Origin of the sequence: Pseudomonas sp. DTU12.3, from assembly GCF_004124275.1 — a bacterium.
Classification (GTDB): Bacteria; Pseudomonadota; Gammaproteobacteria; order Pseudomonadales; family Pseudomonadaceae; genus Aquipseudomonas; species Aquipseudomonas helmanticensis.
Genome location: NZ_CP027218.1, coordinates 2,264,307 through 2,279,461 on the forward strand (window position 1 = coordinate 2,264,307; position 15,155 = coordinate 2,279,461).

A 15,155-nucleotide genomic window follows, 5' to 3' on the forward strand; every position below is an offset into this window, starting at 1 on the left:
GCGTTCCGTTGTCGGTTCAGGTCCTTGGCAAAACTTGCGCAAGGCCCTTCGTGTGCCTATCAGCTTTTTATGACAAGCCGTACAAATGGCCAGCAAATGCGGGCGGCATTCTAGCACGGTGGTTTTATGGCGCCAGCGCCGGCACAGGTCTACAACCCTTGGGATTCCCTGTGGGAGCGAGCCTGCTCGCGAAGGCGGTGCGTCATCCCAAGCAGATGCTGACTGACACTACGCTTTCGCGAGCAGGCTCGCTCCCACAGGGGTTAATCGACCAATGGAAGATTGCCTACGGTTATTAGACGATTGTCGACAATACCCATTTATCCTTTGACTGATTCGGCTGAATTAGCTAGTTTTTGCCGCATTGGATTTAAAGGTGTCGACAATCATGCTGGATCAACTCGATCCCCCGGTCATCAGCGGCGACGATTCCGAGACGCTCTCGGAAAACGTCTTCCGGCGTATTCAGGCGGCCATCGTCAAAGGCGAGATCGCCCCGGGCAGCAAGATCTCCGAGCCGGAACTGGCGCGCACCTACGGCATCAGTCGCGGGCCGCTGCGTGAGGCGATTCACCGACTCGAAGGCCAGCGCCTGCTGGTGCGCGTTCCGCACGTCGGCGCGCGGGTGGTGTCGCTCAATCATGCCGAGCTGATCGAACTCTACGAAATCCGCGAATCCCTCGAAGGCATGGCCTGCCGTCTGGCGGCCGAGCGCATGAGCGTCGACGAAATCGACGAACTGCGCCGCGTGCTGGAAACCCACGAACGCGATGCCGCGTTTCAGGCCGGCGTCGGCTACTACCAGCAGGAAGGCGATTTCGACTTTCATTACCGGATCATCCAGGGCAGCGGCAACCGCACGCTGACCCAGATGCTCTGCGGCGAGCTGTATCAACTGGTGCGCATGTACCGCATCCAGTTTTCCACCACGCCGAATCGCCCCCGCCAGGCCTTCGCCGAACACCACCGGATTCTCGATGCCATCGCCGACCGTGACGGCGAGCTCGCGGAATTGTTGATGCGCCGCCACATCGGCGCCTCGAAACGCAACATCGCCCGTCATTACCAGGACGGCGCCCACAATAAGACAGCCACTGAACGAGGTGAGTCATGAGTTCCAAGCACAGCACTCCAGGCCAGCGTTTCCGCGATGCGGTCGCCAGCGAGCATCCATTGCAAGTGGTTGGCGCGATCAACGCCAACCACGCGCTGTTGGCCAAGCGCGCCGGTTTCAAGGCGATCTACCTGTCCGGTGGCGGGGTGGCCGCAGGCTCGCTCGGCGTGCCGGATCTGGGCATCACCGGTCTGGATGACGTGCTGACTGACGTACGCCGTATCACTGACGTTTGCGATCTGCCGTTGCTGGTCGACGTCGACACCGGTTTCGGTTCGTCGGCGTTCAACGTGGCGCGCACGGTCAAGTCGATGATCAAGTTCGGCGCGGCGGCGATTCACATCGAGGATCAGGTCGGCGCCAAACGCTGCGGCCACCGTCCGAATAAAGAGATCGTCAGCCAGCAGGAAATGGTCGACCGTATCAAAGCCGCCGTCGACGCGCGTACCGACGACAGCTTCGTGATCATGGCGCGTACCGATGCGCTGGCGGTGGAAGGTCTGGAATCGGCACTCGATCGCGCAGCAGCGTGCATCGAGGCTGGCGCTGACATGATTTTCCCGGAAGCCATCACTGAGCTGGAGATGTACAAACTGTTCGCCAACCGCGTGAAAGCTCCGATTCTGGCCAACATCACCGAGTTCGGTTCGACGCCGCTGTACACCACCGAGCAACTGGCTGGCGCCGACGTGTCGCTGGTGCTGTATCCGCTGTCGGCGTTCCGCGCGATGAACAAGGCTGCCGAAAACGTTTACACCGCGATCCGCCGCGACGGCACGCAGCAGAATGTCATCGACACCATGCAGACTCGCATGGAGCTTTACGATCGCATCGATTACCACACGTTCGAGCAGAAGCTCGATGCGTTGTTTGCACAAAAGAAAGGCTGAACAAGACCCCTGTGGGAGCGGGCTTGCTCGCGAAGACGGACTGACATCCAACATTGATGTCGACTGATCCAGCGCTTTCGCGAGCAAGCCCGCTCCCACACGTTTCCCCTACAAATTCAAGAAAATGGAGACAACAATGGCCGAAGCAAAAGTACTCAGTGGCGCCGGGCTCCGTGGCCAGGTTGCCGGGCAAACCGCACTGTCCACCGTGGGCCAGGCCGGTGCCGGGCTGACCTATCGCGGCTACGACGTGCGCGAACTGGCAGCCGATGCACAATTTGAAGAAGTCGCGTACCTGCTGCTTTATGGCGAGCTGCCGACCAAAGCGCAACTCGACGAATACCAAGGCAAGCTGAGCAAGCTGCGCGACCTGCCGCCAGCGCTGAAAGAAGTGCTCGAACGCATCCCCGCCGACGCCCACCCGATGGACGTGATGCGCACCGGTTGCTCGTTCCTTGGCAATATCGAGCCGGAGAAAGACTTCTCCGAACAGCGCGACAAGACTGACCGCTTGCTCGCCGCATTCCCGGCGATCATGTGCTACTGGTATCGCTTCAGCCACGACGGCAAACGCATCAATTGCGTCAGCGACGAGCCGACCATCGGCGGCCACTTCCTGCACTTGTTGCACGACAAGAAGCCGAGCGAACTGCACGTGAAAGTGATGAACGTCTCGCTGATCCTTTACGCCGAGCACGAATTCAACGCCTCGACTTTCACCGCTCGCGTTTGCGCATCGACCCTGTCCGATCTGTATTCCTGCGTAACCGCCGCCATCGGTTCGCTGCGCGGCCCGTTGCACGGCGGCGCCAACGAAGCGGCGATGGAAATGATCGAACGCTTCTCGTCGCCGGAAGAGGCGATCAAAGGCACCCTCGGCATGCTCGAGCGCAAGGACAAGATCATGGGCTTCGGCCACGCGATCTATAAGGACAGTGATCCGCGCAACGAAGTGATCAAGGGCTGGGCGAAAAAGCTCGCTGACGAAGTCGGTGACAAGGTGCTGTTTCCGGTCTCGGAAGCCATCGACAAGACCATGTGGGAGCAGAAGAAATTGTTCCCGAACGCCGATTTCTACCATGCCTCGGCGTACCACTTCATGGGTATCCCGACCAAGCTGTTCACGCCGATCTTCGTTTGCTCGCGCCTGACCGGCTGGGCTGCGCACGTGTTCGAACAGCGCGCCAACAACCGCATCATCCGCCCAAGCGCCGAATACATCGGCGTCGAACAGCGCAAGTTCGTGCCAATCGAACGTCGCTGAATGGTGACGCTGCCACACAGGTAACTGGATAAACCGGAAACCCATGTGGGAGCGGGCTTGCTCGCGAAAGCGGTGTATCAGTCGACACATTCGTTGAATGACACTCCGCATTCGGGAGCAAGCCCCCTCCCACAGTTGACCGAGTTGAATTCAATACCGGTGTTGCGCCCACCCTTTGCAACTACCGTGACCCGAGTCCTGACCCGATGAACACAGAATTCCGCAAAACCCTGCCCGGCAGCCCTTTGGATTATTTCGACGCCCGTGCGGCTGTCGAGGCGATTCAGCCCGGCAGTTACGACACCCTGCCGTACACCTCCCGCGTGCTGGCGGAAAACCTCGTGCGTCGCTGCGACCCGGCCACGCTCACCGATTCCCTCAAGCAACTGATCGAGCGCAAACGCGACCTCGATTTCCCGTGGTTCCCGGCGCGTGTGGTCTGCCACGACATTCTCGGCCAGACCGCGCTGGTCGACCTCGCTGGCCTGCGCGACGCGATCGCGTTGCAGGGCGGTGACCCGGCGCAAGTCAACCCGGTGGTGCCGACGCAATTGATCGTCGACCATTCGCTAGCGGTGGAAGCGGGCGGCTTCGACAAACAGGCGTTCGAGAAAAACCGCGCCATCGAAGACCGTCGCAACGAAGACCGTTTTCACTTCATCAACTGGACCAAAAAAGCCTTCAAGAACGTTGATGTGATCCCGCCAGGCAACGGCATCATGCACCAGATCAACCTGGAGAAAATGTCTCCGGTGATTCAGGTTCGTGAGGGCGTGGCGTTCCCCGACACCTGCGTCGGCACCGACAGCCACACCCCGCACGTCGACGCCTTGGGCGTGATCGCCATTGGTGTCGGCGGCCTCGAAGCCGAGAGCGTGATGCTCGGCCGCGCCTCGTGGATGCGCCTGCCAGAAAGCGTCGGCGTCGAATTGACCGGCAAGCTGCAACCGGGCATCACTGCCACCGACATGGTGCTGGCGCTGACCGAATACCTGCGCAAACAGAAAGTCGTCGGCGCATGGCTGGAGTTCTTCGGCGAAGGCGCCGCGGCGCTGACCCTCGGCGACCGCGCAACCATCTCCAACATGGCCCCGGAATACGGCGCCACGGCGGCGATGTTCTACATCGACCAGCAGACCATCGATTACCTGAAACTCACCGGTCGTGAAGACCAGCAAGTGCAGTTGGTCGAGCAATACGCCAAGCTCACCGGCCTGTGGGCCGACAGCCTGACAGGCGCGCAATACGAGCGTGGTTTGAGCTTCGATCTGTCCTCGGTGGTGCGCAACATGGCCGGCCCGAGCAACCCGCACGCCCGCGTCGCGACCTCGGATCTGGCGGCCAAAGGCATCTCCGGTCAGTGGGAAGAAATCCCCGGGCAAATGCCTGACGGTGCCGTGATCATCGCCGCCATCACCAGTTGCACCAACACCAGCAACCCGCGCAACGTGATCGCCGCCGGCCTGATCGCGCGCAACGCTAACAGGCTTGGCCTGACCCGCAAGCCGTGGGTGAAATCCTCGCTGGCGCCGGGTTCGAAAACCGTCGCGCTGTACCTCGACGAAGCGGGGCTGACCACTGAGCTGGAACAGCTCGGTTTCGGCGTCGTCGCCTTTGCCTGCACCACCTGCAACGGCATGTCCGGCGCGCTCGATCCAGTGATCCAGCAAGAAATCATTGACCGCGATCTGTACGCCACCGCCGTGCTTTCCGGTAACCGCAACTTCGACGGCCGCATCCACCCGTACGCCAAGCAAGCGTTCCTCGCTTCGCCGCCACTGGTGGTCGCTTACGCCATCGCCGGGACCATCCGTTTCGACATCGAGAAGGACGTGTTGGGCGTGGTCGACGGCAAGGAAATCCGCCTGAAGGACATCTGGCCGAGCGACGAAGAAATCGACGCTGTGGTGAAATCTTCGGTCAAGCCTGAGCAATTCCGCCAGGTCTACATTCCGATGTTCGCCGTCCACGAAGACACCGGCCCGAAAGTCACGCCGCTGTACGACTGGCGCGAGATGAGCACCTACATTCGCCGTCCGCCGTACTGGGAAGGCGCACTGGCCGGCGCGCGTCCGTTGAAGGGTATGCGCCCGCTGGCGGTGCTGCCGGACAACATCACCACCGATCACCTGTCGCCATCCAACGCGATCATGCTCGACAGCGCCGCTGGCGAATACCTGGCGAAAATGGGCCTGCCGGAAGAGGACTTCAACTCTTACGCAACGCACCGTGGCGACCACTTGACCGCCCAGCGCGCAACCTTCGCCAACCCGAAACTGTTCAACGAAATGGTCGTGGAAAACGGCAAGGTCAAACAGGGTTCGCTGGCGCGCGTCGAGCCGGAAGGCAAGGTCATGCGCATGTGGGAAGCCATCGAAACCTACATGGAGCGCAAGCAGCCGCTGATCATCATCGCCGGCGCCGATTACGGTCAGGGTTCGTCCCGTGACTGGGCGGCGAAAGGCGTGCGTCTGGCCGGTGTCGAAGCGATTGCAGCTGAAGGTTTCGAGCGCATTCACCGCACCAACCTGGTGGGCATGGGCGTGTTGCCGCTGGAGTTCAAGCCGGGCACCGACCGGCACACGCTGGCCATCGACGGCAGCGAAACCTACGACGTGATCGGCGAGCGCAAACCGCGTGCGGACCTGACGCTGGTGATCCATCGCCAGAACGGTGAGCGCGTTGATGTGCCGGTGACCTGCCGTCTGGATACCGCTGAAGAAGTGTCGATCTACGAGGCCGGCGGCGTGTTGCAACGCTTCGCCCAGGACTTCCTCGAAGAGTCGGCGGTTGCCGTTTAAATCTACTGATGCAGGCGTGAGATTTCGGTCTCACGCCTGTGGATAAGGAGCACCATGGCTCACGCAGCTACTTTCGCACCGCAGATCAAAATCCCCGCTACCTACATGCGCGGCGGCACCAGCAAAGGCGTGTTTTTCAGCCTCAAGGATTTGCCCGAAGCGGCGCAGATTCCCGGCCCGGTTCGCGACGCTTTTTTGCTGCGCGTGATCGGCAGCCCCGACCCGTACGACAAGCAGATCGACGGCATGGGCGGCGCGACTTCGAGCACCAGCAAAACCGTGATCCTGTCGAAAAGCATCAAGGCTGATCACGACGTCGATTACCTGTTTGGCCAGGTATCCATCGACAAGCCTTTCGTCGACTGGAGCGGCAACTGCGGCAACCTTTCGGCAGCGGTCGGTTCGTTCGCCATCAGCAACGGCCTGGTCGATGCCAGCCGCATTCCGCACAACGGTGTGGCGGTGGTGCGCGTGTGGCAATCCAACATCGGCAAAACCATCATCGCCCATGTGCCGATCACCAATGGCGAAGTGCAGGAGACCGGTGATTTCGAACTCGACGGCGTGACCTTTCCGGCCGCCGAAGTGCAGGTTGAATTCATGGACCCGGCGGCGGAAGAAGAGGGCGGCGGTGGCTCAATGTTTCCTACCGGCAACCTGATCGATGAGCTGGAAGTGCCGGGTGTCGGCACGTTCAAAGCGACGATGATCAACGCCGGCATCCCGACGATTTTCGTCAACGCCGCAGACATCGGTTACACCGGCACCGAGCTGCAAGGCGCGATCAACAGCGATCCGCAAGCGTTGCAGATGTTTGAGACCATTCGTGCTTATGGCGCGCTGCGCATGGGCCTGATTGCCAATCTGGATGAAGCGGCGAAACGGCAGCACACGCCGAAAGTTGCGTTCGTTGCCAAGCCTGCGGATTACGTGGCGTCCAGTGGCAAAGCGATTGCTGCCGGGGATGTGGATTTGCTGGTGCGTGCGTTGTCGATGGGCAAGTTGCACCACGCAATGATGGGCACGGCGGCTGTGGCGATTGGTACGGCGGCAGCCATTTCCGGCACGTTGGTGAACCTCGCGGCAGGTGGCGTTGAACGCAATGCCGTGCGCTTCGGGCATCCGTCCGGAACGTTGCGCGTCGGCGCTGAAGCCAGCCTGGAAAACGGCGAGTGGATCGTCAAAAAAGCCATTATGAGCCGCAGTGCTCGGGTGCTGATGGAAGGCTATGTACGCGTCCCCGGCGATTCCTTCTGACCCAACACAGAACCCAATGTGGGAGCGGGCTTGCTCGCGAAGGCGGAGTGTCAGTCGACATCTCCAATAATGACACTCCGCCTTCGCGAGCAAGCCCGCTCCCACAGTGGATTGCATTTCAACAACAAGAAATCGTTAGCCCTGAACCGAGGTCCCATCAACGAACCACTTCAAGAGTGAATCGAACATGAGCGCCAACGTCGACCTGAACAACCGCCCCGACTACGACCCTGTCCTGCAGGACATCGCCGACTACGTCCTGACCTTCAAAACCGCATCTGCCGAAGCCCTCGACACCGCCCGCAACTGCCTGATGGACACTTTAGGCTGCGGCCTGCTGGCCCTGCGTTTTCCCGAATGCACCAAACACCTTGGACCTCTCGTTGAAGGCACCGTTGTGCCGTTTGGCGCACGAGTTCCCGGCACGTCCTATCGCCTCGACCCGGTCAAAGCCGCGTGGGACATCGGCTGCATCGTCCGCTGGCTCGACTACAACGACACCTGGCTCGCCGCCGAATGGGGCCATCCCTCCGACAACCTCGGCGGAATTCTCGCGGTGGCCGATCATTTGTCGCAGAAACGCGTGGCCAACGCTGAAGCACCGCTGACGGTTCGCGATGTACTCGAAGCGATGATCATGGCGCACGAGATTCAGGGTGTCATCGCCCTGGAAAACTCCTTCAACCGCGTAGGACTCGATCACGTCATTCTGGTGAAAGTCGCCTCAACGGCGGTCACCGCGAAACTGATGGGCGCCAATCGCGAGCAACTGCTGTCGGCGTTGTCCCATGCGTTTGCTGACGGGCAGGCGTTGCGCACTTACCGTCATGCACCGAATGCCGGTTCGCGCAAATCCTGGGCGGCCGGGGATGCGTCGAGTCGTGGCGTGCGCCTGGCTGATATCGCCCTGCGCGGCGAGATGGGCATTCCCGGGGTGCTGACGGCAAAACAGTGGGGCTTTTATGACGTGCTGTTCAGCCACACCAACAACGATCTGGCGCTGAAACCGCAGGACAAACGTGCGTTCACTTTCTCGCGCGAATTCGGCAGTTACGTGATGGAAAACGTCCTGTTCAAGATCAGCTTCCCCGCGGAGTTCCATGCGCAAACCGCCTGCGAAGCAGCGGTGACGTTGCACCCACAAGTGCGCAATCGCCTGCACGAAATTGACCGGATCGTCATCACCACCCACGAATCGGCGATCCGCATCATTTCCAAAGTCGGGCCGCTGGCCAACGCCGCCGACCGCGATCATTGCATCCAGTACATGACTGCGGTGCCATTGGCGTTCGGCAATCTGGTCGCCGAGCAATACGAAGACGATTTCCACAAGGCGCATCCGATCATCGATGTGCTGCGCGAAAAAATGGTCATCGTCGAAGAACCGCGTTTCACCCGCGAATACCTCGAGCCCGACAAGCGCTCGATTGCCAACGCCGTGCAGGTGTTTTTCAAGGATGGCAGCAGCACCGAAAACGTTGTGGTGGAATACCCGATTGGTCACCGCCGTCGCCGTGCCGAGGGCATTCCATTGCTGGAGGACAAGTTCAAAGCCAATCTCACGACGCGTTTTACCGGGCAGCGCAGTGGCGAAATTTTCACACTGTGCAAGGATCAAACCCGACTCGAGTCCACCCCGGTCAACCGCTTCGTCGACCTGTTCGCCCTCTGAAGTTACAACCACGCCCATGTAGGAGCTGCCGCAGGCTGCGATCTTTTGATCTTGTTTTTTACAATCCAGATCAAAAGATCGCAGCCTTCGGCAGCTCCTACACGGACCGTGTCCGCCATTTTTCGATGGGCAATTTGGTGATGGCAAACCCGCTCAACAGGATCGCCGAATAGATCATCAATTCCCGCGACAATGCTTGCCCTTCATACCAGGCGCCGATGATCACGGCGAACACCGGGAAAATGATAAACACGAACGACAGAATGATCGGGCTCAGGCGTTTCAGCAGCAAAAAATAAACGATGAATCCGCCCACCGACGCCACCAGTCCCAGGTAGAGCAGGGCTCCCCACGAACGTGTGGTCACGTCGCTAAACACCGGCGCCTCAACACTCAAGCCGACAATAAATAACATCGCCCCGGCAATGCCGATGGGCAACGTGTTGTAAGTGATTACGCTGATCGCGCTGCCGTGTTTTTTCGTCACCACGTAGCACAGCGCATGCATCACCGCCGCACACAGAATCGCCAGTACGCCCAGCCATTCCGCCTGATCCAGATGCAGGCCCTGGCTGCGGATGATCATGAACAGACTGCCGAAACCGATGGCGATGCCGAGCATTTGCGACGGATAGATTTTCTCGCGCAGAAACAGCGCGGAAAACAGCAGGATAAACACCGGCATGCAACTGAACAGCAGCGCCGTCAGGCCGGACGACACGTGCATCTCGCCGTAGTTGAGCAGGTAATACGGCAGACTGAAGTAGCTCAGCGTGACGAAGACAAAAAACCAGCGGCTTTGGCGCGGAAACAGCAGCGGTTCCTTGCGCAAAAGGGCGAAGCTGAGGAACAGCGGAAACGCGATCAGAAAGCGCAGGCCGGCGGCGGTCAGTGGCGGCACGCTTTCAACAGCAATCTTGATCCCCAGCCACGTCGTACCCCAACTCAGGCAGACGATCAGGAACAGCGCGCTGGTGAGCAATCCGGCGAGCCAGGGTTTGCTGATGTTGATGGGGGTGCTGATGGCGGTCGACATGGCGGCATGCTCCGAACGGTGGAATTGACCTGATCAATGAAAAGGTTTATTGCTGATTGAACCTGTTTTCAGCACGCTATTCGGGGTGACAATGACTGTCAAAGTAAGTATTGCCATGGTGTCAATCCTCCGTGACGGCCTCGTCAACGGCGTCGGTGTGAAGTACAAGCGCCTCGCCGACGGCGTCGCGCAGGCGATTGATGAAGGCGTGATCGAGGTTGGCTGCAAATTGCCGCCGCACCGGCTGTTGGCCGACAGCCTGAGCGTGACCATTGGCACCATCAGTCGTGCATACGGTGAGCTGGAACGTGTCGGCCTGGTCGTCGCTCGCGTCGGCGATGGCACTTATGTGTCCCAGCGTGGGATGGAGCGGGCGCAGGACAAAGGCTTTCGCAACGTCAGCGATGAGCCGCCAACCTGCTTCGACATGAGTCGGAATCAGCCGATTCCGGGGCAGGAAACCACCTTCCTGAGCCAGAGCCTGCAGGATCTCGCCAATGAGCCGGGCGTGTTGCGCCAATTGACCGGGTACACCGCCGAGGGCGGCATGGCGCGGCATCGGGTGGCGGGGGCGGTCTGGCTCAGCCATGGCGACTTCGTGCCGCACGCCGATCAGGTGCTGTGCGTCAACGGCGGTCAGCATGGTTTGCTCTGCGCGCTGATGGGGCTGCTCAAGGCCGGCGACAGCGTTGTCACCGAGCATTTGTCCTACCCGGGATTGATCAGCGTCGCACGCCAGCTCGGGATAAAACTTATCGGTGCTGCGATGGACGACGAAGGACTGTTGCCGTCAGCGCTGGAAGACATTTGCCGTCAGCATCGCGTATCGGCGCTGTATTGCACGCCGACCATCCAGAATCCTACGGCCGCTGTCATGTCGATCACCCGGCGCGAGGCGATTGCCGAGATCTGCCGCCAGCACAATCTGCTGATCATCGAGGACGAAGCCCATGCGGTACTGGATCGCCAGCGCCCGTCCCCCCTGAGCCATTTCGCTCCGGAGCGTTCGATACTGATCGGCAGTTTGAGCAAGGCTGTTTCAGCGGGGCTGCGCGTGGGTTATCTGCATGCACCGCAAGCGTTGATCGGGCGGATCAGTTCAGCCATTCGCAGCACCTGCTGGATGGCCAATCCGTTATCGATGGAAGTGGCGAGCCTGTGGATCGAAAACGGCATGGCCGAGCATTTGCTGGATGAACAGATCAACGAGATCGGCCGGCGTAAAGCGTTGGTCGCGCCGGTGCTCAAGGGCCTGAATTACAAGACTCACACCTACAGCCCGCATTTCTGGTTAGAAGTGCCTGAGTTGTGGCGGGCGTCGCAGATTGCGGCGGAGTTGAAGGAGAACAATTATCTGGTGGCGACTGCCGAATCATTTGCGGTCGGGCATGGCGCGGTGCCGCAGTTCATTCGGGTGAGTGTGTGTAATGCGGTGGGGGATGACCGTTTGTTGCTCGGCGGGTTCGAAGCGTTGACCAGGGCATTAACCGAGACCGTGTAATCTTTCTTCGCGAGCAGGCTCGCTCCCACAGTGGACCGCATTCTTTCAGTTGGAATGCATTCCCCTGTGGGAGCGAGCCTGCTCGCGAAGGCGTCAGCCCAGCCCCCACAAATCTACTTGAAGCGCCGTTCGACGCCTTTCTCCACCAAAATCTTCGCCGAAATCTCTTCCACCGAAAAATGCGTCGAATTGATGTGCGGAATGTTCTCGCGGCGGAACAGGTTCTCCACTTCGCGCACTTCAAATTCGCACTGCGCATAACTCGAATAGCGGCTGTTGGGCTTGCGCTCGTTGCGGATTGCGGTGAGGCGATCCGGGTCGATGGTCAGGCCGAACAGCTTGTGCTGATGCGCGCGCAGGGCGGCTGGCAGGGTCAGGCGCTCCATGTCGTCTTCGGTCAGCGGATAGTTGGCCGCGCGGATGCCGAACTGCATGGCCATGTACAGGCACGTCGGTGTCTTACCGCAACGCGACACGCCCACTAGTATCAGGTCGGCTTTGTCGTAATAGTGCGTGCGCGCGCCGTCATCGTTGTCGAGGGCGAAGTTCACCGCCTCGATGCGCTCCATGTAATTGGAGTTGTGCCCGATGGAATGGGATTTGCCGACGGTGTAGGAAGAATGCTCGGTCAGTTCCTGCTCCAGCGGGGCGAGGAAGGTCGAGAAAATGTCGATCATGAAACCATTGGACGTTGCGAGAATCTCACGGATGTCCTGATTGACGATGGTGTCGAAGATGATCGGACGAAAGCCGTCGGTTTCAGCGGCTTTGTTGATTTGTTGTACCATGGCCCGCGCTTTTTCAACGCTGTCGATGTACGGTCGCGTGAATTTGCTGAAGGTAATGTTTTCGAACTGCGCCAGAAGGCTTTGACCCAGGGTTTCGGCAGTGATGCCGGTGCCATCGGAGATGAAGAAAGCAGATCGTTTCATTTGCACCTTGGGCCTTAAGCTAGTCATCAATCTTGGATATGATAGGCGCGATTTGTCGGCCGCGACTGGCCCGCATTCTCACTTATTTTCCAGGTCCAGGCCATACAACCGGCCAACGCTCCCCCGAGCAGCCGGTTTCTGAGCTTTTCCAACACAGTTAGTGGAGAGATCACCTTGGTAGAGTACGTAGTTTCCCTCGATAAGCTCGGCAAACACGATGTTGAGCATGTGGGGGGCAAGAACGCATCCCTGGGCGAGATGATCAGTAACCTGGCAGGCGCCGGTGTTTCGGTCCCCGGCGGCTTCGCCACGACGGCTCAGGCTTATCGTGATTTCCTCGAACTGAGTGGCCTCAACGACCAGATCCACGCGGCCCTCGACGCGCTCGACGTCGACGACGTCAACGCCCTGGCCAAGACCGGCGCGCAGATCCGTCAATGGATCATGGACGCCGAATTCCCTGAAAAACTCAATGCCGAGATCCGCACCGCGTTCGCCGCGCTGTCGGCCGGCAACCCTGATGTGGCCGTGGCCGTGCGTTCTTCCGCCACCGCCGAAGACTTGCCGGACGCTTCGTTCGCCGGTCAGCAGGAAACCTTCCTGAACATCCGTGGTGTGGAAAACGTTATCCGCGCCGCCAAAGAGGTGTTCGCGTCGCTGTTCAACGACCGTGCGATTTCCTACCGCGTGCACCAGGGCTTCGACCACAAACTGGTCGCCCTGTCGGCTGGCGTGCAGCGCATGGTGCGTTCGGAAACCGGCACCGCCGGCGTGATGTTCACCCTCGATACCGAATCCGGCTTCCGTGACGTGGTGTTCATCACCGGTGCCTACGGCCTGGGCGAAACCGTCGTCCAGGGCGCGGTGAACCCGGATGAGTTCTACGTGCACAAGGGCACGCTGGAGGCCGGTCGTCCGGCGATCCTGCGTCGCAACCTTGGCAGCAAAGCCATCAAGATGATCTACGGCGACGAGGCCAAGGCCGGTCGTTCGGTCAAGACTGTCGATGTCGACAAGGCTGAGCGTGCACGTTTCTGCCTGTCCGACGCTGAAGTCAGCGAGCTGGCCAAGCAAGCGATGATCATCGAGAAGCACTATCAGTGCCCGATGGACATCGAGTGGGCCAAGGACGGTGACGACGGCAAGCTGTACATCGTGCAGGCCCGTCCGGAAACCGTGAAAAGCCGCACCCAGGCCAACGTCATGGAACGTTACCTGTTGAAAGAAACCGGCACCGTGCTGGTTGAAGGTCGCGCGATTGGCCAGCGCATCGGCGCCGGCAAAGTGCGGATCATCAAGGACGTCTCCGAGATGGACAAAGTCCAGCCGGGCGACGTACTGGTTTCCGACATGACCGACCCGGACTGGGAACCGGTGATGAAACGCGCCAGCGCCATCGTCACCAACCGTGGCGGGCGTACCTGCCACGCGGCGATCATCGCGCGTGAGCTGGGCATTCCGGCAGTGGTCGGTTGCGGCAACGCCACCCAACTGCTCAAGGATGGCCAGGGTGTGACCGTGAGCTGCGCCGAAGGCGATACTGGTTACATCTTCGAAGGCGAGCTGGGCTTCGACATCAAGAAGAACTCCGTCGACGCCATGCCGGAGCTGCCGTTCAAGATCATGATGAACGTCGGCAACCCGGACCGCGCCTTCGACTTCGCGCAACTGCCGAACGCCGGTGTCGGCCTGGCCCGTCTGGAATTCATCATCAACCGCATGATCGGGGTGCACCCGAAAGCGCTGTTGAACTACGACGGTCTGCCACAGGAAATCAAGGACAGCGTCGACAAGCGCATCGCCGGTTACGACGATCCGGTCGGTTTCTATGTCGACAAACTGGTGGAAGGCATCAGCACCCTCGCTGCAGCGTTCACGCCGAAAAAAGTCATCGTGCGTCTGTCGGACTTCAAGTCCAACGAATACGCCAACCTGATCGGCGGCAAGCTCTACGAGCCGGAAGAAGAAAACCCGATGCTGGGTTTCCGTGGCGCTTCGCGTTACATCAGCGAATCGTTCCGTGACTGCTTCGAACTCGAATGCCGCGCGCTGAAGCGTGTACGCAACGAGATGGGCCTGACCAACGTCGAAATCATGGTGCCGTTCGTGCGTACCTTGGGCGAAGCCAGCCAGGTCATCGATCTGCTCGCCGAAAACGGCTTGAAGCGCGGCGAAAACGGTCTGCGCATCATCATGATGTGCGAACTGCCGTCCAACGCGATCCTTGCTGAAGAATTCCTCGAATTCTTCGACGGTTTCTCGATCGGTTCCAACGACCTGACTCAGCTGACCCTGGGCCTGGACCGCGACTCCGGTATCATCGCGCACCTGTTCGACGAGCGTAATCCGGCGGTCAAGAAGCTGTTGGCCAACGCGATTGCCGCGTGCAACAAGGCTGGCAAGTACATCGGTATCTGCGGTCAGGGTCCTTCGGATCACCCGGATCTGGCCAAGTGGCTGATGGAGCAGGGCATCGAAAGCGTGTCGCTGAACCCGGACTCCGTGCTGGAAACCTGGTTCTTCCTTGCCGAAGGCCAAGCGCAGGCTTAATCAATATGTGAACGGCCCGCATCCCCTGTGGGAGCGAGCCTGCTCGCGAAATCGGATTAACATTCGATATGAATGTTGGCAGATACACCGCTTTCGCGAGCAGGCTCGCTCCCACACGATTCGGTTCCTTAGGTGATT

At 59.9% G+C, this 15,155-nt stretch carries 10 protein-coding genes; 8 read left to right on the forward strand and 2 right to left on the reverse strand.

The window, feature by feature from the left end:
- Nucleotides 1-391: 391 nt before the first annotated feature.
- From C2E19_RS10500 to prpD, 6 genes are all read left to right on the forward strand, one after another.
- Nucleotides 392-1,114: a GntR family transcriptional regulator gene (locus C2E19_RS10500; protein WP_174823969.1), complete on the forward strand. Its 723-nt coding sequence runs from the start codon at nt 392-394 to the stop codon at nt 1,112-1,114.
- The gene (gene prpB, locus C2E19_RS10505) at nt 1,111-2,004 is read left to right on the forward strand and encodes a methylisocitrate lyase (protein ID WP_103303868.1); all 894 of its coding nucleotides are present in this window, start codon (nt 1,111-1,113) and stop codon (nt 2,002-2,004) included. The genes C2E19_RS10500 and prpB overlap by 4 nt, the downstream gene beginning before the upstream one ends.
- Nucleotides 2,005-2,140: 136 nt before the next feature.
- Nucleotides 2,141-3,268: a 2-methylcitrate synthase gene (gene prpC, locus C2E19_RS10515; protein WP_129391399.1), complete on the forward strand. Its 1,128-nt coding sequence runs from the start codon at nt 2,141-2,143 to the stop codon at nt 3,266-3,268.
- Between the two features lie 206 nt (nt 3,269-3,474).
- Nucleotides 3,475-6,069 (forward strand): Fe/S-dependent 2-methylisocitrate dehydratase AcnD, encoded by a 2,595-nt coding sequence (gene acnD, locus C2E19_RS10525; protein ID WP_129391402.1) that lies wholly within the window; start codon nt 3,475-3,477, stop codon nt 6,067-6,069.
- Nucleotides 6,070-6,123: 54 nt separating this feature from the next.
- Entirely contained in the window at nt 6,124-7,326 is a 1,203-nt protein-coding gene (gene prpF, locus C2E19_RS10530) for a 2-methylaconitate cis-trans isomerase PrpF (protein WP_129391405.1), read from the forward strand.
- A 187-nt stretch (nt 7,327-7,513) separates the two neighbouring features.
- A complete protein-coding gene (gene prpD / locus C2E19_RS10535; RefSeq protein ID WP_129391408.1) occupies nt 7,514-8,998 on the forward strand; it encodes a 2-methylcitrate dehydratase in 1,485 nt (494 codons plus the stop codon).
- Nucleotides 8,999-9,095: 97 nt separating this feature from the next.
- Here the strand turns inward: prpD and C2E19_RS10545 are convergent, their stop codons facing one another.
- Nucleotides 9,096-10,034, reverse strand: a complete 939-nt coding sequence (locus tag C2E19_RS10545) for a DMT family transporter (RefSeq protein ID WP_129391411.1) — start codon at nt 10,032-10,034, stop codon at nt 9,096-9,098.
- A gap of 91 nt (nt 10,035-10,125) precedes the next feature.
- Here C2E19_RS10545 and C2E19_RS10550 point away from each other — a divergent pair, with 91 nt between their 5' ends.
- Complete coding sequence (locus C2E19_RS10550) at nt 10,126-11,535, forward strand: PLP-dependent aminotransferase family protein (RefSeq protein WP_129391414.1); 1,410 nt, start codon at nt 10,126-10,128, stop codon at nt 11,533-11,535.
- 113 nt (nt 11,536-11,648) lie between these two features.
- Here the strand turns inward: C2E19_RS10550 and C2E19_RS10555 are convergent, their stop codons facing one another.
- The gene (locus C2E19_RS10555; protein ID WP_129391417.1) at nt 11,649-12,467 is read right to left on the reverse strand and encodes a pyruvate, water dikinase regulatory protein; all 819 of its coding nucleotides are present in this window, start codon (nt 12,465-12,467) and stop codon (nt 11,649-11,651) included.
- A 174-nt stretch (nt 12,468-12,641) separates the two neighbouring features.
- On the opposite strand from C2E19_RS10555, the gene ppsA reads away from it, so the two are divergent.
- Nucleotides 12,642-15,017, forward strand: a complete 2,376-nt coding sequence (gene ppsA, locus C2E19_RS10560) for a phosphoenolpyruvate synthase (protein ID WP_129391420.1) — start codon at nt 12,642-12,644, stop codon at nt 15,015-15,017.
- Nucleotides 15,018-15,155 lie beyond the last annotated feature (138 nt).

Coding starts and splice junctions, on each gene's coding strand:
- prpF (WP_129391405.1), top strand. CDS start 6,124: ATGGCTCACGCAGCTACTTTCGCACCGCAGATCAAAATCCCCGCTACC.
- C2E19_RS10555 (WP_129391417.1), bottom strand. CDS start 12,467: ATGAAACGATCTGCTTTCTTCATCTCCGATGGCACCGGCATCACTGCC.
- acnD (WP_129391402.1), top strand. CDS start 3,475: ATGAACACAGAATTCCGCAAAACCCTGCCCGGCAGCCCTTTGGATTAT.
- prpB (WP_103303868.1), top strand. CDS start 1,111: ATGAGTTCCAAGCACAGCACTCCAGGCCAGCGTTTCCGCGATGCGGTC.
- prpC (WP_129391399.1), top strand. CDS start 2,141: ATGGCCGAAGCAAAAGTACTCAGTGGCGCCGGGCTCCGTGGCCAGGTT.
- C2E19_RS10545 (WP_129391411.1), bottom strand. CDS start 10,034: ATGTCGACCGCCATCAGCACCCCCATCAACATCAGCAAACCCTGGCTC.
- prpD (WP_129391408.1), top strand. CDS start 7,514: ATGAGCGCCAACGTCGACCTGAACAACCGCCCCGACTACGACCCTGTC.
- C2E19_RS10550 (WP_129391414.1), top strand. CDS start 10,126: ATGACTGTCAAAGTAAGTATTGCCATGGTGTCAATCCTCCGTGACGGC.